The organism is Leptospira biflexa serovar Patoc strain 'Patoc 1 (Paris)' (assembly GCF_000017685.1).
Classification (GTDB): domain Bacteria; phylum Spirochaetota; class Leptospiria; order Leptospirales; family Leptospiraceae; genus Leptospira_A; species Leptospira_A biflexa.
The window spans coordinates 2,736,766-2,755,843 of the sequence record NC_010602.1 but is presented as its reverse complement, the minus strand read 5'-3'; the positions used below and the strand labels follow the sequence as shown (position 1 = coordinate 2,755,843).

Here is a 19,078-nt window from a genome sequence, read left to right as displayed (position 1 = left end):
TCCACCTTTGCTCACTTTATGGTTTTGTGTTGGAATGGAGCCTTGTGATGACTTCAATTTCTTTTTCTCCCGAACGCAATTGGATATAAGCTTCTAGTTTCAACATTTCCTCTTTGGATGGGATTTTTTTCCATTCTGAATCAAACAGATTGGTGTCGCGATATAGATTCTCATTCATATCAAACTTTTTGGTTTTGGCAAAACTGGCCGTCACTAAGTTTGGGAAAAATATTTGTAATTCTTTTGCGATCATCTCTGTATTCCATGTTCCCAAATTCATTTGGTTTTGGTAAATCTCAGAAAGGATTTCAAATTTTAGTTTGTCGAGACCCGTTGTGGAAAGGTCTTGGTGTAAGATTAGTTCGGCTCCATCCATTGCATAATACTTCAATTTGTTTTTGAGTTCCTCTTCTTGTGTGGGATCAATCTTAGAACCAAGAAGAGTGATTTCAATTTTTGGTTTGGTTCCATACACAATATTTTTTTCTAAAACCCTTCTTCCATCTGTGATGATTTCTTTTCGGATGAACTCTTCTGCCTTTCCTTTGAAGTAGGATGTGCGAACAATTTGGAACGCCGTGAAAACGGAAGGGATGAGTACAATGATGGCAAAAAGAGACAAATACAGTTTTACCTTGGTTTCCTTTTCTTTGTACAAACCCCAATCCACTTTTGGAAAGTCCATATAACGCACAAAAATGAAAGTCGCGATGGCGATAAAGATGGAGTTGATGAGATACAAATATGTTGCCCCAAAAAAGTACATCCAATTGCCTTGAGAAAGTCCAAATCCTGCCGTGCAGAGTGGAGGCATTAGGGCCGTGGCGATCGCAACACCGGCAATGGCTGTTCCTTTTTCTTTTCTGGTATTGGCAATGATCCCAGTGGCCCCACCAAAGAGAGCAATGAGTGCATCATAAATTGTGGGTGTCGTTCGTGCCAAAAGTTCGGATTGGGCTTCACTGATGGGCGAGAGGGAAAAATAAATAAAGGATGTGGCGATGCTTACAATCGTTGCGACAGCAAGGGTTCGTAAAAATCGTTTCAATTGGTCAAAGTCATTGGTTGCGGCAGCAAATCCAATGCCAACGATGGGACCCATTAGGGGAGAGATGAGCATGGCTCCAATGATGACAGCAGTGGAATTGACATTGAGGCCGATACTTGCAATGAAGATGGCAAAGATGAGGGTCCAAAGATTGGAACCAACAAGTTCCCCACCTTTTTGTACTGATTCGATTGTACCTGGTTTGTCTAAATCATCAAGTAAGTGGAATCGAGGGGTTAACCATTGGAAAAAAGAGACAATAGAGTTTTCTTTGGATGCCATGGAGTAATAGACATCCAAAGAATTCTAAAATGTAAATGAGAATTTACACTCCGCCCACCATTACATGTTTTGTGATGAGGTAATCACCCACTGATTCAATCGATAGATCTTTTCCAAATCCAGATTGTTTGAAACCACCATGTGGTGTTTCCGATGCAAGTGGGAGGTGGTCATTCACCCAAACCGTTCCAAACTCCAATTGTTTTGCTACTCGCATAGCGCGTGCTACATCTTTTGTCCAAATGGAAGAAGCAAGTCCGTAGTTGACATCATTGGCAAGTTTGACAGCCTCCTCTTCTTTGTCATAGGTTTGGATGGTAAGCACTGGCCCAAAAATTTCATTTTGAACAATATCAAAGTTTTGTTTCACCTCAGTCACAACCGTTGGTTCAAAAAAGTATCCTTTGTCTAGGCCTTTTGGGATGCCACCACCCGTTAGGATTTTGGCACCTTGTTTTTTGGCTCGGTCCATAAAACCGATGACTCGTTCTCTGTGAATGGCTGAGATGAGTGGCCCCATTTCTGTTTTGTCGCCAAAGGGATCTCCCACCTTAACGGCCTTCATGGCATCCACCACTGCTTCTGTGATCTTTTTTTGTAACGCTTTGGGAACTATGATTCTTGTGGCTGCTGTACAATCCTGTCCTGAATTACAAGTGGCACCAAACGTCGCTTTTGCGGCAAATACATTGATGTCAACGTCATCAAAGACAACCAGTGGTGCTTTTCCTCCGAGCTCCAAATGCACTCGCTTCAATGAATCCGAAGCGGATTTCATGATGTTTTTTCCAGTCCCTGTGGATCCGGTGAGTGACACCATTCTCACAAGTGGGTGGTCCACAATGGCTTGTCCCGTGGCGTTTCCACCAGTGACTATATTGATCACTCCATCTGGAATCCCTGCTTTTTTGGTAAGCTCAGCTAACATGAGTGTAGTGATTGGAGTTCCTGGAGCTGGTTTTAAGATGACTGTACATCCTGCGGCAAGGGCTGGTCCAAATTTCCAAACTGCCATCAGGAGTGGATAGTTCCAAGGGGCAATTTGGCCAACAACACCGACTGGTTCTCTTCTTAAAATTGAAGTGTACCCTGGTTGGTATTCATTGGCACGGCTTCCATGTACATCTCGCGCAGCCGTTGCAAAAAAACGAATGTTATCGATGGCAAAGGGAATGTCTCCCGCCAAACTTAAGTTTTTGTAAGGTTTCCCTGCATTCAGGGATTCCCATTTTGCAAATTCTTTTGTTTTTTCTTCGAGTAGGTCTGCTAATTTCCAAATTGCCTTGGAACGTTCGCTTGGTGTAAGACCAGACCACCGACCATCATAAAAGGCTTTGTGTGCCGCTTTCGCAGCCTTATCTACATCGGTGGCACTGGCATCAACAACAGTTGCAATTTTTTTGCCAGTGGCAGGGTCTTCGATGTCCATTGGTTTTCCGCCGGATGTGTTTGTCCACTTTCCATCAATCCAAAGTTTATACTGTTTCATACTTGGGTTAGATTTCCTTTAATGATTTTGTAATGATGTTTAGACCTTCTTTTACAATCGCATCTTCTGCTGTGATGGGAACTAAAATCCGAATGACGTTTCCATACACACCACAAGAAAGTAAAACAAGCCCATGTTCTAACGCTTTTGCCGTTAATTTTTTTGCCATATCGGCAGATGGTTTGTTCGGATCTCCGTTTTCCACAAGCTCAAAGGCAACCATTCCACCTAATCCGCGTATTTCGCCGATATTGGGATTGGTTTTTTTGATTTCATTCAGTTCCTGGATGAGAAGTTTGCCAAGATTCACTGATTTCTGAAGGATGCCTTCTTCTTCGATGAGATCCATCACGGCAATCCCTGCCGCACACGCCACTGGGTTTCCCGCATAAGTTCCGCCAAGTCCACCTGGTTCCACTGAATCCATGATCGAAGTTTTTCCAATCACAGCAGAAAGTGGCATCCCTGCCGCGAGTGATTTGGCAGTTGCAATGAGGTCTGGTTTCACTCCGGAATGTTCGATGGCAAACAGTTTCCCTGTCCTTGCAAATCCAGATTGTACTTCATCGGCAATCAGTAAAATCCCATGTTCATCACAAATGGCTCTCAGTTTTTTTAAGAAACTTGGGGATGCAATGTAAAACCCACCTTCGCCTTGCACGGGTTCGATGGCGATGGCCGCCACTCGGCCTGGGTCAATGTCTGCTTTGAATAAATTATGTAATGCCTTAATCGAATCCTCTTCTGTCACGCCATGGTATTCCATGGGGAAAGGGATGTGGTAGACATCACTTGCAAATGGACCAAAGCCTTTTTTATAAGGAATGACCTTTCCTGTGAGAGCCAGTGCCATCATGGTACGACCGTGGAATCCACCGAGAAAACTGATGATCCCTGGTCTGCCAGTCGCAGCTCTTGCAATTTTCACTGCATTTTCGAGGGCTTCGGCACCAGAGGAAAATAAAATGGTTTTGGCTTCCCCGTCGATCGGTGCTTTGGCGTTCAGTTTCTCGCAAAGATCAATATAAGGTTCGTAGGGCATAATTTGGAAAGCCGTATGGAGCACCTTGTCCACTTGTTTGTGAATGGCTGCCACCACCTTTGGGTGGCAATGCCCCGTGTTTTGTACACCAATCCCACCACCAAAATCGATGAAACGTTTTCCTTCAATGTCCCAAATTTCTGCATTGGTAGCTTTTTCGGCAAACACAGGATAGGCGGTAGTGACCCCTCTCGGAACGTTTTTAAGCCTTCTTTCCCATAGAGTTTTGTTGGTTTGTTTTTGATTGCCCGTCATTTGATTCCTCCGAGGCAGAGATATTTGGTTACCGTATAATCATCGAGACCGTATTTGGAGCCTTCTCTTCCCATTCCTGAAAATTTGACTCCGCCAAAAGGGACTTGTTCGGAAGAAATGATCCCTTCGTTAATGCCTACCATGCCATATTCTAACTGTTCGGCGACTCGAAAAATACGAGCCATGTCTTTCGTGTAAAAATAAGAAGCGAGTCCAAAGTCGGTATCATTGGCTAGATGGATGGCTTCTTCTTCGTTTTGAAAGGTTTGGATACAGGAGACAGGGCCAAAGGTTTCTTCTTTTGTGACCATCATGGAAGAATTCACAGGATACAAAACGGTAGGTTCAAAGAAATTCCCACCTAATGGGTGTGTGTTGCCACCGATGAGTACCTTGGCACCTTTGCCCACTGCATCTTGGATATGGGATTTAACTTTCTCAACGGCTGCTTCGTTGATTAAGGGTCCTTGGCTGGCACTCGGCTCCATTCCATTGGCAACAACCAGTTCTTTGGTTTTTTCCGCGAGTTTTTTGGAAAAAGACTCCGCGACAGATGTATGTACGAGGAACCGATTCACACACACACAAGTTTGGCCTGTGTTTCGGTACTTAGAAAGCATCGCACCTTTGACGGCTTCGTCTAAGTCCGCATCTTCAAATACGATGAAGGGAGCATTTCCACCAAGTTCCAATGAAAGTTTTTTTAAAGTGGCAGCTGATTTTTCCATCAAGTACATACCCGTTTTGGTGGAACCTGTGAAACTGAGTTTACGAACGTCCTTACTTTCCAAAATTGCTTTCCCGATGGCAATTGGATCACCAACTAACACGTTCCAGACGCCTTTCGGAAGTCCCGCACGTTCGGCAAGGACCGCCATTGCAAGTGCGGAATAGGGTGTGAGTTCAGCCGGTTTTGATACCACTGTGCAACCGGCCGCAAGGGCAGGGGCCACTTTTCTTGCAAGCATAGCGGCAGGGAAATTCCAAGGAGTGATGGTTCCGACAACTCCGATGGGTTCTTTTAAAACTAAGATCCGAGTGTCTTTTCTGTGAGAAGGGATGACATCTCCATACGAACGTTTTGCTTCTTCCCCGAACCATTCAATGTAGGAGGCAGCATAGGCAATCTCCCCCCTAGCTTCTGTTAGGGGCTTTCCTTGTTCTTGGGTCATGATGAGGGCTAGGTCTTCTTGGTTTTCCATCATGAGTTGGAACCATTTGCGTAAGATTCCCGCTCGTTCTTTGGCAGGTCTTGACTTCCAATCGGCAAATGCTTCCTTTGCTGAACGAATGGCGATCAATGTATCTTTTTCAGTCGAGTGGGGGATGTTCCCGATGGTTTCCCCGGTTGCAGGGTTTTGTACTAAAATTTCTTTTTTGTTTTCTGCAAGGCACCAAACCCCACCGATGAAATTTTCCTGGCGAAAAAGGTCTTTGTCTTTGATGTATTTCATACCAAACCTGTGCTTTCACAGAAACCTTGCCTTATAAAAATTCCTACCTTTTTTTTGAAATCTTCAGAATTGGTTGCTTAATTTTAATTTTTTGGTATCTAATGCCTGACATAAGTAAAACCAGGAGCACATAGGTTTATGAAATTCGATTCATACAAACGAGTGGTTTTTTTTACAGCAGTACTTTCGATCGCATTTGCGGTTGCCTGCGGTAAAAAAGAAACAAAGGTTTCCGAAATTGGACAAGGCGAAGGAGAAGTATCCATCGTTGCTTGGCCAGGTTACATTGAACGTGGTGAGACAGACAAAGGATATGACTGGGTCACTGAATTTGAAAAAAATACAGGCTGTAAAGTAAATGTAAAAACTGCCGCTACATCGGATGAGATGGTAGCACTTATGAATGAAGGTGGATTTGATTTAGTCACTGCGTCAGGTGATGCTTCCCTTCGATTGGTTGCGGGTGGAAAAGTCCAAGAGATCAACACGGACCTCATCGCAAGTTGGAAAAATGTAGATTCCCGTTTACAAAATGCTCCTTGGCATACAGTGGATGGTAAACATTACGGAGTTCCTTACCAATGGGGACCGAACGTACTTATGTACAACACAAAAGTTTTCAAAAAAGCACCTACCAGTTGGAATGTTGTGTTTGAAGAACAAGTGCTTCCTGATGGAAAATCAAACAAAGGAAGAGTGCAAGCATTCGACGGACCTATTTACATTGCCGATGCTGCTTTGTATCTAAAAGTCGCAAAACCTGAGTTAGGGATTCAAGATCCATATGAATTGGATGAAAAACAATACAATGCTGTCATCGAAATCTTAAAGAAACAAAGACAACTTGTTCCAAAATACTGGCATGATGCAATGGTGCAAGTGGATGACTTCAAAAAAGAAGGTTTAGTGGCTTCCTCCACTTGGCCATTCCAAGTGAATTTACTTGTGAGTGAAAAACAACCTGTGGCTTCCATTGTTCCTGTGGAAGGAGCGACTGGTTGGGCAGATAGCACAATGTTACACAAAGATTCTAAACACGTGAACTGTGCCTACAAATGGATGGAACACTCTCTATCTCCAAAAGTGCAAGGTGACTTAGCATCTTGGTTTGGTTCTGTTCCTTCTGTTCCATCTGCTTGTAAAGGCAACGCTCTCCTTGGGGACACTGGGTGTGCGGTAAACGGTTTCAATAACTTTGAAAAAATCTCATTTTGGAGAACTCCAAAAGAAGATTGTTCCGGTGGAAGAAAATGTGTGCCTTATAAAAAATGGGCAGAAGATTATATTTCCATCATTGGAAGTAAATAAATCCTAACATCAAAAGAGTTCTAAAGGAGATAGAATGGACCAAATTTACGATGTTGAATTTCAAAATGTAACTAGGAAATTCGACCAATTTATAGCGGTGGATGATGTCTCCTTTGGGATAAAGAAAGGTGAGTTCTTTTCGATGTTAGGCCCTTCCGGGTCTGGTAAAACTACCTGCCTCCGTATGGTGGCAGGTTTTCAAGATACAAGTTCAGGAAGGGTTCTTTTGGAAGGAGTTGATGTCACAGGCATTCCTCCTTACAAAAGAAATGTAAACACAGTATTCCAAGATTATGCTTTATTCCCCCATATGTCCGTTGCCGAAAACGTGGGATATGGTTTAAAAATTAAAAATCTACCGAACGCAGAAATTCAAAAACGAGTTTCCGAAATGCTTTCGATGGTTCGCCTTCCCGATGTGGGAAACAGAAAACCATCCGAATTATCAGGTGGACAAAGGCAAAGGATTGCTCTCGCCAGAGCCCTCATCAATCGACCTGGTGTACTTCTGTTAGACGAGCCTTTAGGTGCCCTTGATTTAAAACTTAGAGAAGAGATGCAATTGGAACTTAAGGCCATTCAAAAAGAAGTGGGGATCACATTTATTTTTGTCACCCATGACCAAGAAGAAGCCCTCTCTATGTCTGACCGCATTGCCGTCTTTAATAAAGGGAAAGTGGAGCAAATTGCCTCACCAGAAGAATTGTACAACCGCCCCAAAACTGAGTTTGTTGCGAACTTTGTTGGAACTTCTAATATATTAAGTGTTGAAGAAACAAAACGCCTTACTGGCCGAGATGGCAAACTAATGGTTCGCCCTGAACGAGTGCATGTGTTTGCCAATGCAAAAGAGGACAACCATTCCACAGGTTATAGGACTTTCAAAGCCATTTTGAAAAGCCAAGTGTATTCGGGGGCTACATCGAAGATGCATTTTCAAACGCCAGATGGTTCGCGTATCATTGCATCCACTCAAAATTTAAAAATTTCAGCTGATCATATAGCTGTTGGATCGGAAGTACTTGTGGGTTGGAAAGATTCCGACATGCACCTGTTATAAGGGAATCAAAATGACGAGTACCTTTGATAAGTTTTTTACCTTTTTGTTTTACAGAAAGAGTTTGGCTCTCTTTCTATTACTAGCCCCACTTCTCATTTGGCTTGGAGTGGTTTACCTTGGATCTTTATTTACTCTCCTCATCCAAAGTTTTTTTTCAGTCGATTCGTTCTCTGGAGTCATCAAAAGAGAGTTCACTCTGGAATCGTATTATGATCTGTTTCGGCAAAGCACCAATTGGGACATCATCATTCGAACTTCCACCATGGCTTTTACCGTCACAGTTGTGAGTGCCATCATTGCTTTCCCAATTGCTTATTATATGGCAATGAATGCAGGTCCTAAGTTAAAACCCATTTTGTATTTGGGTGTGATGTTACCACTCTGGTCCAGTTATTTGGTAAAAGTTTATTCCTGGAAACTCATTATGGCTAAAGAAGGAATCCTTACTTGGTGTTTGGAAAGGCTTGGACTTATGAATGTGTTAGACGCTATTCTTGCTCTCCCTGTCATCGGAGGAAGTTCTTTGTCATTTTCTTATCTCGGTATGTTTCTTGTATTTGTATACATTTGGCTTCCGTATATGATTTTGCCCATCCAGGCTTCTCTCGAAAGGATCCCCAAATCGTTGTTAGAAGCATCTTCTGACTTAGGGGGAGGCCCTTCACAAACCTTTCGTAAGGTGATATTACCATTAGCCTTCCCAGGGGTAGTGGCAGGATCCATTTTCACTTTTTCTTTAAGTTTAGGTGATTATATCATTCCGACCATCATTGGGAATTCGAGTTATTTCATTGGAATGGCAGTTTACACCCACCAAGGAACAGCCGGAAACATCCCACTGGCTGCAGCTTTTTCCGTTGTCCCGATCATCATCATGATGATTTATTTATCGATTGCAAAACGATTAGGAGCTTTTGATGCGCTCTAAATGGAACTTAGGATCAATCGGTTTAAAAACGGCGACACTCTTCGGTTTTTTATTCATCCACATCCCTATCCTCATCATCATCATGTATGCATTTTCCACTGATGAAAAAACATTCCAGTTCCCACTCCCAGGTTTTACGACCAAGTGGTTTGGAGTGGCATGGGAACGAAATGACATCTGGGAAGCCATCATCCTTTCCTCACAAGTTGCCTTGATCTCTACGTTTATTGCGATCTTTTTGGGAACACTCGCATGCCTTGCTGTTTATAGAAGTCAGTTCTTTGGTAAAGAGATCATATCATTTCTTGTGATTTTACCAATTGCCCTTCCTGGGATTGTCACAGGGATTTCACTGCGATCTGCCATGTCACTTTTTGGAATCCCGTTTAGCACATGGACCATCGTCATTGCCCACGCGACCTTTTGTATTGTGACTGTTTACAATAACGTGCTCGCAAGGTTACGAAGGAGTTCCCATTCAATGGTGGAAGCTTCTATGGATTTAGGAGCCAATCCTTGGCAAACGTTTCGGTTTGTGATTTTGCCAAATATCGCAACAGCATTGTTAGCTGGAGGAATGTTGTCTTTTGCACTATCATTCGATGAAGTGATTGTCACAACTTTTACAGCGGGTCAACAATCCACAGTCCCTATTTGGATGTTAACAGAATTCATTCGTCCAAGGCAAAGGCCCGTGACAAACGTAGTTGCTGTATTTGTGATCCTCGTCACAACGATTCCTATCCTTGTGGCATACTACCTCACCAAAGAGGACGACGGTCGCAAAAAATAAGAATTTCCATGGGGAAACTTCAGGATTTGAGAAAATAATGAATTTGTTTAGGATTCTTGGAGAGAAGGGATACAAATGAGAGATGGATTCCTTTGATAATTATCAAAGGAAATTCACTTTCCCAACATCCAGGTACATGGTAGAATGCGTGTATGGAAAAATTAATTCAAAAGCTCATCATTCCCATTGATGGATCTCCCAGTTCCGCAAAGGCCTTGGAATTTGGACTCGCGATTGCCAAAGCAAGTAATGCAATCTGTTATGTCGTAGAAGTCATCGAAGATTTTGGTCCATTGCCAGGGTATTACGATGCTGCTCCTCCTGGAAAGGACCGAGTCAAATGGATCTCTGAACAAAGATTTGAAAAAATCCATCCCATTTTAGATGAGACGACTGTAAAATGGAATCGTGTTGTTTTGGAAGGTTATCCTGCTGAGGAAATTTGTAAATTAGCAGAAAAAGAAAAAGCCGATCTGATCGTGATCGGTAGCCGTGGCCATGGAATTTTAGGTCGATTCATCATGGGCAGTGTTTCTGATCGAGTTGTACACTATGCACCATGTTCTGTAACGGTTGTTAGATGAATTTGACTTAATTTTGTCAAATCGATGTTAAATTACTTGCACTGAAATGTATCCCATTGGAATCTACGGACTAATCCTAGAGTAGATTCCTGGTTGATACAAATGAAGGTTTCCGAAAAAGAAGAACTCCCCGCTGTTTTACCCCTTGATAAACGATTCACACGCACTTACTACCAAGAAGATAGTTTTGTTTCGAACATAAGAAGGACCTTACCTCGTATGATTTTTGCGGACATCATGGAAAATGATGTTTTGCCAAAACTGAACGAATCAGATAAAGAATTTCTTTTGTACTATTATACCAAAAGGAAGGATTCAACAGGTAGTTATTACCAACTCAAAACAATTCCTTCTCGGATACGAAAGTTATCCGCCGATCGAATTTTAACCGAAGCAAATATTGATGAAACTGGAAAAGAATTTCTAAGCCAATTCTATCATTTTGACAAAGAAATTGAACAGTATGTTTTGAATGACCAAGTGACAGAGGCCGATGAAATCAAAATTTTACAACTTGTAAAACGTAGGGATTATTATGTAGGGAATGTGGAAAAATCAATGATCTCTGCTATCTTTGAAAGATTCCCAGAGATTCCCAAACGTGATACTTTTTTTGCAAATTTATACATTCCTCCCACACACAAATTTTATTCCCCACCCAACCTCAAACATATTTCAGGAATGCAAATTGTCGAAGCATCAAGGCAATTTGGAATTGCATGCAATCATATGTTTGGGAAAGTTCCTTTTGAAGATGTCACCTTTTTATTGTTATATTTGAATTCAGAATTTTTCCAATATGCAAAAATGAATATGCCCATTAAACTCAGGGCAAAAGCGAAAGAAGTAAAATTTAGCAAATCGGGATACTGGAACTACTCAAAATTGGCGATTACGGCCTACCAAGAAAATCAAGAAATCACCAAGATCGAAATGGCGGCAAGCATTCTGCCTTTAAAAGTTTACAAACGTTTAAAAAGCACACAAGAAGAAGTATATGAAATCGATCCAAGATTTCGAATTTTGGACAGATTCAAAAATAACATTTCGATCCGTGAAAATGGGCGTAATATTGTGTCCACGATTGAAAATATCTCAAATTCAGGATTTATGGTGCGCTGCTCAGGGATCCATCCAGGTGATCTTTCGACCGAACAACAACTCGAATTTTTTATGCATTTTGATATTGTTGGTTTCGTACACGGAACTTGTATTTTATTATGGGTAAAAGAAGACGATAATAATGAAGATACCTTTTTTGCTGGATTTCGGTTTGAAGAAATATCGGAACTAGACCTGGCAAATGTAAAGGAAGCGATCAATCGGTACGGAAGATTGATCGAAGATAGGGAAATCCAATGAAAGATAAAAAAGTAGCTTTAGTTACGGGTGGAACATCTGGTTTAGGTAGATCAATCGTATTAGAATATGCGAATGCTGGTTATGTGGTTGGATTCTGTGGTCGCAGAAAACAAGAAGGAGAGGAAACACTTTCTCTTCTTCAAAAACAAGGTGGGAATGGACTTTTTTTCAAATGTGATGTCACACAATCGGAAGCAGTTCGTAATTTTGTAGAAATCATCATCGAACAATATGGTCACATCGACGTTGCAGTCAACAATGCGGGGATTTCTGGAGTATTAAAAACTACAGCGGAATATCCATTAGATATTTTTGATTCCGTAATGGATGTAAATTTAAAAGGCACTTTTTTATCCATGCAATTTGAGTTAAAACAATTTTTAAAACAGGGGCATGGCGGAGTGATCATCAATGTATCATCAGCATTGGGGCTAAGAGGAAAAGAAAAGGCAGGTCCATATTCTATGTCAAAACATGGAATCATTGGACTGACCAAATCAGCCGCTTTGGAGTATGGTGCAAATGGAATCAGAGTGATTGCTCTTTGCCCAGGTGGGATCCAAACAGAAATGGACGATGTATTTTATGCGAATGTCCCAAATCCAGAAGAAGTTAAAAAAGAAAGAATGAAATCTTATGCGTTAGGTCGGATGGCAACTCCAGAAGAAGTTGCAAAAACTTGTGTTTGGTTGTCTGGCGACGGGGCTGCATTTATTACAGGTGCTGTGATTCCTGTTGACGGTGGAAAAACGGCAAGATAAGGATTTCTTTTGTTTACAATAGGAAAATACAAAGTAATAAAAGAACTCCACTTGGGGAAAAGAAGTTCTGTTTATATTGGAGAAGATGAAAAAAAATCTCAAGTAGTCATCAAACTTCTAAACAGAGATTATCCCGACAACCATGAAATCACTAGATTTAAGAATGAATATGAAATTCTGAAATCCATTGATTCTCCTTATACATTAAAACCACTAGGATTTGAATCTTACCAAAATTCTGTCGCGATTGTATTTCCTCATATTGAGTATTCCGACCTCGCGCAACTTCAGTTAAGTGGAAAATATAGTAATCTACAAACTTTTCTTAATATATCAATTGAGATATGTAAGGCTCTTAGTGACATTCATAAAGCAAAAGTTGTCCATAACGATATAAAAGCACAAAATATCATTTATCATCCTGAAACTGGCAAGTTAAAGATCATTGATTTTGGTTCTGCTACCTTACTCACTCACAGAAGTTTTTATCTACCAATGAACCAAAATTTGACGGGAACATTGGCACATATTTCTCCTGAACAAACTGGTCGTATGAATCGTACGGTTGATTATCGTACAGATTTTTATTCCTTGGGAATTACCTTATACCAGTTAATTACTGGAGAACTTCCTTTTTTATATACTGATAGTTTGGAGATGGTGCATGCCCATTTAGCACGTATCCCATTATCTCCAAAAGAAAGGAGTCATACTCCTATAATACTTTCCGATCTCATCATGAAACTTTTGGAAAAAAATCCAGAGGATCGATACCAAACAGCGACAGGTTTACTTTCTGATTTGATCACAATCCAGTCAGTTTTATTAGAAAATGGAAAGGAAGCACTCGATTCTTTCAAAATTGAATTAGCAAAAAATGATAAATCTTCCCGGTTTCAAATTCCAAAAAAATTATATGGAAGGGAAACCCAACTACAAACCTTCGAAGAGAAGTTTTTAAATGCAACGGAAGGTAAAATTGAAATCTTTTTGATTTCAGGGCGATCAGGGATTGGGAAGTCTGCACTGATTAATGAAATTCAAAAACCTGTTACAATCGAAAGAGCATACTTTACTTCTGGAAAATTTGATTTATATAAAAAGTCAATTCCTTACCGTGCGATCAATTTAGCATTACAAAGTTTAGTTAAGCAGTTGTTATCCGAGAGTGAGACTGCTGTAAAAGAATGGAAAACAACTCTTACGAAAACTTTGGGAACCAATGCCAAACTCATCATTGATGTTGTTCCAGAATTGGCTCAACTTTTAGGAGAGGTTTCAATACCGCCTGAACTAGATACGGTTGAGATGGAAAATCGATTTCATCTTGTATTTCGGAAATTTTTACGAACAGTTTGTACAAAGGAACATCCTGTTGTTATGTTTTTGGATGATTTACAATGGGCTGATTCTTCAAGTATCCTGTTGTTAAAAGAAGTTGTAACAGACCCTGAGATATCTTATTTTTTTGCAATCCTATCATACCGAGATAATGAAGTAAGTCCTACTGACCCGATTTTTCGAATGTTGGAAGAACTTAGGGAATCAAAAACATCCATTACCGAAATTCGTTTAGAACCTTTGATAGAAAGTGATATTTCTTTGCTCGTATCTGAAACATTGTCCTTACCAGAGCCAGAAATTAAAGGCATCTCAGAAATTATTTGGAAAAAGACAAAAGGGAATCCGTTCCATGTAAATGAGATGTTCAAAAATCTCTATGAAAGGTCTTATATCCAATTTTTGGAAAATAGATGGGTTTGGGATAAAGAGAAGATCGACGCTGTTAACATTTCTGAAAATGTCATCGATTTGATCATTGATAAAATCAATCTCCAACCACCGAATTTAGTCGAAACATTAAAATTAACGGCATGTATCGGGAACTGGTTCCGTCATGATATTTATGCAACTATTGCAGAAAGACCATTCCATTTAGCTTCAATGGATTTGGTTGCTTTAGCCAATGAAGAGTTTTTGATTCTTGGATTGGAAGATGCAAATTTTACTCATGATAAAATTCGAGAAGCTATCTATAAAATTATTTCCCCTGAAGAAAAATCGAAATTACATTATAAAATTGGTAAAACATATTTATCGATTCTTTATAAATACAAATTAGATGATCATTTGTTCACAATTGTAAACCAACTCAATTTGGGGGCATCGCAAATTACCAAAGAACAAGAGTTAGTGCAATTAAGAACATTAAATGAAAGAGCAGGTTTTAAAGCTTTAAATTCTTCAGCATATGATGCTGCGTTTATTTTTTTTGAACGAATGGTTGGCTTGATGAATGACGACGAGTGGATTAGTCAGTATGATAACACTCTCAAATTACATCTTGCTTACGCAAGGTCGGCATATTTATCCAAAAATTTCGAAAAGGCTGAAAAAAGTTTTAACTACATTCTGAAAAATGCCAAAACAGATTTAGAAAAAATTTTGGTTTATGAGCTCCAATCTTCAATGCTCGTGACACAAAACAAAATGAAAGAAGTTTTGGTCACTCTCAAACAAGCACTTAAGTTACTTGGTGTTCGATTGCCAAAAAATGCATCAACTTTATCGCCATTAAAAGAGATTATTAAGTTCAAACTAAGGTTAGGTAGAAAACCAATTGAAGAATTGGAATTTTTACCAGTCACAACAGAACCGAAGTATTTGGCTATTATGCGTCTACTCAATGCATGTATTGCTCCTTCATTTTTAGCTGAACCAAATTTGTTTCCTGTCATTGTTTTAAAGATGGTGAATTATAGTTTGGTGAATGGTTTGTGTGAGTTAAGTGCATTTGGTTTTTGTGCCATGGGTATGATACAGGGATCAGGCCTTGGTGATTATGAAACTGGGCTTAAGTTTGGTAAGTTAGGTGTCAAATTATTGGATTTATTTGAATCCAAAACTTTTAAATGCAGAACTATTTTTATGTATACTTGTATGATTTCGCCTTGGAAAAATCATGCAAGAGAAGGAAAAAATCTTTTTTGGGAAAGTTTCCTTATTGGAATGGAAACTGGAGATTTACAATACGCTTCTTACTCACTGAATAATATACATTTTCAAGGATTGATGTATAGAGAAAACCTGGATGATTTATACAAGAGTCAACTCCGTTATGACGCTTCCCTCTTAAGTTTACGCCAACACCATGCATACCAAGTACACCGATTGAATATGCAGATTGTGGAAAACATGCGTGGCGAATCTTCCGATCCTCTCAGTTTGGAAGGAAGGTATTTTTTAGAATCTGAAATTGTCAAAGAATGGGAATCTGCAGAGAACTCAAATGCACTTTTTGATTATTATTTATGTAAACTCAGATTAGAATATTTTTTAGGTGATATTCAGAAAGCATACCAAGCCTCCTTAAAACTTGATGGTTTGGAAGGTGCAGTTTTCGGAATGATGTTTGTTCCAGAACATGTATTTTTTGGTGCTTTGGTTGTTTATGAACTATTGTCGAATCAAACAGAATCCATTGGTATACCAAAACAATCCCTAGTAAAACGATTAAAGAATTTTTCAAAACGATTAAAGGTATGGGCAGGAAATTCTCCAGACAATTTTGGTCACAAATACGAAATTGTTTCTGCAATCGAATTATACATCTCAAATAAAAAGTCTGATGCGGTGATCGCTTGTAAGGCAGCAATCACTTCTGCTAGAGAATCGGGATATATATTAGAAGAAGCGATTGCCAATGAAATATTGGTGAGAATGTGGAAAGAAACAGGATTTGATCAATATAGCAATTTACATCTAGTCGAAGCACACTATCGATATGGTAAATATGGGTTCATTTCAAAAGTCAAACAATTAGAAACTCAGCATATCTCGCTTAAAAAATACATTGGTAGAAATTTTAGAACAGATTCAACTGATAATGTATCACTATTCAGCACAACTAAAGATATTTTTGGAGATGTTGGATCCAATTTAGATATCAATACAGTGATCAAAGCTTCACAAACCATATCAGGAGAAATCCAACTTAATCGGTTGTTGGAAAAGATGATGAAAATCATCCTTGAGAATGCTGGTGCAGAACGTGGCTATTTTATTTTGAATTTAGAATCAAAGTGGCAGGTCATTGCAGAATCAAATTTAGAGACCGAATCTGTTTCGGTATATTCGGATTCACCATTTGAATTGGATTTTTCTCAGGAAATAACATCAATCAACCAAAACAAAATTCCGGCTCAAATCATTGGTTATGTGATTCGAACTGGAGTTGTAGTGATATGTGGAGATGCAGCGAGGGAAGGAGAGTTTAAAAACGATCCTTATGTAAAAGCATTTCTCCCAAAATCATTGTTATGTTATCCAATATTAAGTCATGGAACTGTTGTAGGAATCGTGTATTTGGAAAATAACCTTACAACAGATGCATTTACACCAGGTAGAGTTGAGATCCTAAAAATTTTATCATCACAAATTGCTGTATCCATCGAGAACTCACTCTTATATTCTAACTTGGAACAAAAGGTAGATGAGAGAACAAAAGAATTGAATTCTGCTTTAACTGAAGTGAAAGGTTTGAAAGAACAACAAGATGGTGACTACTTCCTTGCTTCGTTGTTAATTGAGCCACTCACTCAAAACCATGCCAAATCATCGAATATGAATATTCAGTTCCTTACAGAACAGAAGAAAAAGTTTTCTTATAAACAATGGAATTCAGAAATCGGTGGGGATTTATGTGTCTCTTCTTCGATTCAATTACAAAACAAAAAATACATCGTAGTGTTAAATGGGGATGCGATGGGTAAATCAATGCAAGGTGCAAGTGGTGCTCTTGTCATTGGTTCAGTTTTTGAAGCTATCATCAAACGGAATGGTCAATCTGAAGAAACAAGAGACATCACTCCTGAGAGGTGGGTGAGTAATGCCTATTTTGAACTTCACAATACATTGGTAACTTTTGACGGTTCTATGTTGATTCCTATGTTTCTCTGTTTGATAGATGATGAAACTGGATTCTTTTATTTTTTAAATGCAGAACATCCGCGACCTGTGTTATATAGGAATGGAAAAACATTCTTTTTACCACATAACTATGTATGTGCGAAATTAGGTTTGTTAGCATCAAAGAAAAGTTTACAAATCAATACATTTCAAATGGAAAAAGGTGACATACTTCTTATTGGTTCTGATGGAAGGGATGATATCCTTATCGGTTCGGAAGTGGAAATGGAGGTGAACGAAGACGATGAATTGTTTTTGAAAACTGCACTTGCAGGAATGGGTGAACTCAATTTAATCCGTGATGCGATCAAACGCCATGGGGAATTGATTGATGACCTATCCTTGATTCGAGTTGAATATACGGGACTAGGTTCAGAAATTAATATTCCGAAATCACATCCAAAACACATTGTTTATCTAAGGGCACTCACTTTGTACAAACAAAAGCTTTGGTCTGATGTAGAAAAAATGATCTCTGCCAATTTTCCAGATATCAATGATGCACCTCTATCGTTTCAAAAAATTTATTTATATACGGAACATAGAATGTCAGTATTCCCTTTGCAGTTTGCTGTTTCTTATGTACAAAAGAATCCTTCTGATAGTTTGACTTTATTTTATATTGCTGAAGCTCTGTTTTCCAATGGAGATTATGGTGCCGCTTTTGATTATTCCGAGCGGGTGAAACTTAGGCGGCCATACCACAAAGAAAACAATCGATTATTTGCTCGACTCACAGCACTTCGGCGTAATTCAATCTAGATATGTTATCAGTCGGGAACGACATTGTCGAAAACGAACGAATTCGAGAATTATTACAAAAACACGGTGATCGGTTTTTGAAACGGGTTTTTACCGATGACGAAGTTGAATACTGCCACAAACACAAGGACCCTGTGCCTTTTTTGGCAGGCCGGTTTGCTTGTAAAGAGGCCGTCATCAAAGCCCTCAATCTAGAGCCAGGCCAGGTTGCGGATATGCGTGAGATTGAACTCGCAGGCACCAATTTTGGGAAAAAAACGCTAGTCATCCATGGGAAAACTGAGAAGTTTTTCCGTGAGAAAGGATTTACGGGAAGTTCAGTGTCGATTAGCCACGCCGACCACTATTCCACCGCCGTTGTCGTATTCTTTAAGGAGCCCAAATGATCGTAAGTGATAAAATGAAGTCAGTGATTGTCCATTACAACCAAGGACTAACATTGTACAAATCTCGAAAATTTGCTGAAGCAAAAGAAGAATTCAAAAAAGGATTGGCCATCCATCCAGAAGACGGTCCTTCCAAACTTTACATTGAACGTTGCGATGATTATATCGCAGATCCTCCTCCTGAAGATTGGGATGGAGTTTATAACATGAAAACAAAATAGGTACTATGTCAAAAAAAGAAATGCAACCAACCATCACAGAGCACGGAGTGATCGCCACCATCCTTGGGAAAGAAACTGCCTTCAGTGGAACATTGGCTTTTAAAAAACCACTCCAAATTTCTGGAGATTTTACCGGAGAAATTATCTCTGATGGATATTTAGTGATTAGCGAAGGCGCTCGAGTGAAAGCAAATATCAAGGCTGGGACTGTTGTCGTTGGTGGTACGATCATTGGGAACGTTACCGCAACACAAAGGTTAGAAATGTTATCAACTGGAAAGGTACAGGGAAACATTCGAACAGCAAAATTACAAATCGCAGATGGAGTTGTCTTTGACGGAAACTGTGAAATGTTAAGCAGCGACGAGCCTTAGT

15 protein-coding genes are annotated in these 19,078 nt (G+C 39.7%); 11 read left to right on the top strand and 4 right to left on the bottom strand.

The genetic code is table 11. The features are described from left to right. Positions 1-16 precede the first annotated feature (16 nt). From LEPBI_RS13070 to LEPBI_RS13055, 4 genes are read right to left on the bottom strand one after another with little or no spacing between them, the layout of a single operon-like run. On the bottom strand, positions 17-1,330 hold the full coding sequence (locus tag LEPBI_RS13070) for a DUF389 domain-containing protein (protein ID WP_041769885.1): 1,314 nt from the start codon (positions 1,328-1,330) through the stop codon (positions 17-19). Positions 1,331-1,373: 43 nt separating this feature from the next. Then, the gene (locus LEPBI_RS13065; protein WP_012389595.1) at positions 1,374-2,819 is read right to left on the bottom strand and encodes a gamma-aminobutyraldehyde dehydrogenase; all 1,446 of its coding nucleotides are present in this window, start codon (positions 2,817-2,819) and stop codon (positions 1,374-1,376) included. 7 nt (positions 2,820-2,826) lie between these two features. Continuing rightward, a complete protein-coding gene (gene gabT / locus LEPBI_RS13060) occupies positions 2,827-4,116 on the bottom strand; it encodes a 4-aminobutyrate--2-oxoglutarate transaminase (protein WP_012389594.1) in 1,290 nt (429 codons plus the stop codon). Further along, entirely contained in the window at positions 4,113-5,570 is a 1,458-nt protein-coding gene (locus LEPBI_RS13055) for an NAD-dependent succinate-semialdehyde dehydrogenase (protein ID WP_012389593.1), read from the bottom strand. Before LEPBI_RS13055 ends, gabT begins: the two co-directional genes overlap by 4 nt. A 138-nt stretch (positions 5,571-5,708) precedes the next feature. Between LEPBI_RS13055 and LEPBI_RS13050 the strand changes: the two genes are divergently transcribed. The 11 genes from LEPBI_RS13050 to LEPBI_RS13000 all read left to right on the top strand — a co-directional run bounded on the left by LEPBI_RS13050 (position 5,709) and on the right by LEPBI_RS13000 (position 19,077). After that, positions 5,709-6,878, top strand: a complete 1,170-nt coding sequence (locus LEPBI_RS13050) for an ABC transporter substrate-binding protein (RefSeq protein ID WP_012389592.1) — start codon at positions 5,709-5,711, stop codon at positions 6,876-6,878. A 34-nt stretch (positions 6,879-6,912) separates the two neighbouring features. After that, positions 6,913-7,938 carry an ABC transporter ATP-binding protein gene (locus LEPBI_RS13045; protein WP_012389591.1) on the top strand — a complete coding sequence of 342 codons (1,026 nt, stop codon included), beginning with the start codon at positions 6,913-6,915 and terminating at the stop codon, positions 7,936-7,938. Positions 7,939-7,948: 10 nt separating this feature from the next. Then, a complete protein-coding gene (locus LEPBI_RS13040; RefSeq protein WP_012389590.1) occupies positions 7,949-8,866 on the top strand; it encodes an ABC transporter permease in 918 nt (305 codons plus the stop codon). Beyond that, positions 8,856-9,659 (top strand): ABC transporter permease, encoded by an 804-nt coding sequence (locus LEPBI_RS13035; protein ID WP_012389589.1) that lies wholly within the window; start codon positions 8,856-8,858, stop codon positions 9,657-9,659. Before LEPBI_RS13040 ends, LEPBI_RS13035 begins: the two co-directional genes overlap by 11 nt. A 152-nt stretch (positions 9,660-9,811) precedes the next feature. Then, positions 9,812-10,243, top strand: a complete 432-nt coding sequence (locus LEPBI_RS13030) for a universal stress protein (RefSeq protein WP_012389588.1) — start codon at positions 9,812-9,814, stop codon at positions 10,241-10,243. A gap of 102 nt (positions 10,244-10,345) precedes the next feature. Beyond that, positions 10,346-11,605 carry an AfsA-related hotdog domain-containing protein gene (locus LEPBI_RS13025; protein ID WP_012476383.1) on the top strand — a complete coding sequence of 420 codons (1,260 nt, stop codon included), beginning with the start codon at positions 10,346-10,348 and terminating at the stop codon, positions 11,603-11,605. Beyond that, positions 11,602-12,366 (top strand): SDR family NAD(P)-dependent oxidoreductase, encoded by a 765-nt coding sequence (locus LEPBI_RS13020; protein WP_012389586.1) that lies wholly within the window; start codon positions 11,602-11,604, stop codon positions 12,364-12,366. Before LEPBI_RS13025 ends, LEPBI_RS13020 begins: the two co-directional genes overlap by 4 nt. Before the next feature lie 9 nt (positions 12,367-12,375). Next, complete coding sequence (locus LEPBI_RS13015) at positions 12,376-18,096, top strand: protein kinase domain-containing protein (protein WP_012389585.1); 5,721 nt, start codon at positions 12,376-12,378, stop codon at positions 18,094-18,096. 2 nt (positions 18,097-18,098) lie between these two features. Further along, positions 18,099-18,482, top strand: coding sequence for a holo-ACP synthase (gene acpS, locus LEPBI_RS13010; protein ID WP_012389584.1), 384 nt, complete (start codon positions 18,099-18,101; stop codon positions 18,480-18,482). Next, positions 18,482-18,703, top strand: coding sequence for a tetratricopeptide repeat protein (locus LEPBI_RS13005; protein ID WP_041770044.1), 222 nt, complete (start codon positions 18,482-18,484; stop codon positions 18,701-18,703). The genes acpS and LEPBI_RS13005 overlap by 1 nt, the downstream gene beginning before the upstream one ends. A gap of 5 nt (positions 18,704-18,708) precedes the next feature. Continuing rightward, the gene (locus tag LEPBI_RS13000; protein WP_012389582.1) at positions 18,709-19,077 is read left to right on the top strand and encodes a bactofilin family protein; all 369 of its coding nucleotides are present in this window, start codon (positions 18,709-18,711) and stop codon (positions 19,075-19,077) included. Position 19,078 lies beyond the last annotated feature (1 nt).

Coding starts and splice junctions, on each gene's coding strand:
- LEPBI_RS13070 (WP_041769885.1), bottom strand. CDS start 1,330: ATGGCATCCAAAGAAAACTCTATTGTCTCTTTTTTCCAATGGTTAACC.
- LEPBI_RS13065 (WP_012389595.1), bottom strand. CDS start 2,819: ATGAAACAGTATAAACTTTGGATTGATGGAAAGTGGACAAACACATCC.
- gabT (WP_012389594.1), bottom strand. CDS start 4,116: ATGACGGGCAATCAAAAACAAACCAACAAAACTCTATGGGAAAGAAGG.
- LEPBI_RS13055 (WP_012389593.1), bottom strand. CDS start 5,570: ATGAAATACATCAAAGACAAAGACCTTTTTCGCCAGGAAAATTTCATC.
- LEPBI_RS13050 (WP_012389592.1), top strand. CDS start 5,709: ATGAAATTCGATTCATACAAACGAGTGGTTTTTTTTACAGCAGTACTT.
- LEPBI_RS13045 (WP_012389591.1), top strand. CDS start 6,913: ATGGACCAAATTTACGATGTTGAATTTCAAAATGTAACTAGGAAATTC.
- LEPBI_RS13040 (WP_012389590.1), top strand. CDS start 7,949: ATGACGAGTACCTTTGATAAGTTTTTTACCTTTTTGTTTTACAGAAAG.
- LEPBI_RS13035 (WP_012389589.1), top strand. CDS start 8,856: ATGCGCTCTAAATGGAACTTAGGATCAATCGGTTTAAAAACGGCGACA.
- LEPBI_RS13030 (WP_012389588.1), top strand. CDS start 9,812: ATGGAAAAATTAATTCAAAAGCTCATCATTCCCATTGATGGATCTCCC.
- LEPBI_RS13025 (WP_012476383.1), top strand. CDS start 10,346: ATGAAGGTTTCCGAAAAAGAAGAACTCCCCGCTGTTTTACCCCTTGAT.
- LEPBI_RS13020 (WP_012389586.1), top strand. CDS start 11,602: ATGAAAGATAAAAAAGTAGCTTTAGTTACGGGTGGAACATCTGGTTTA.
- acpS (WP_012389584.1), top strand. CDS start 18,099: ATGTTATCAGTCGGGAACGACATTGTCGAAAACGAACGAATTCGAGAA.
- LEPBI_RS13000 (WP_012389582.1), top strand. CDS start 18,709: ATGTCAAAAAAAGAAATGCAACCAACCATCACAGAGCACGGAGTGATC.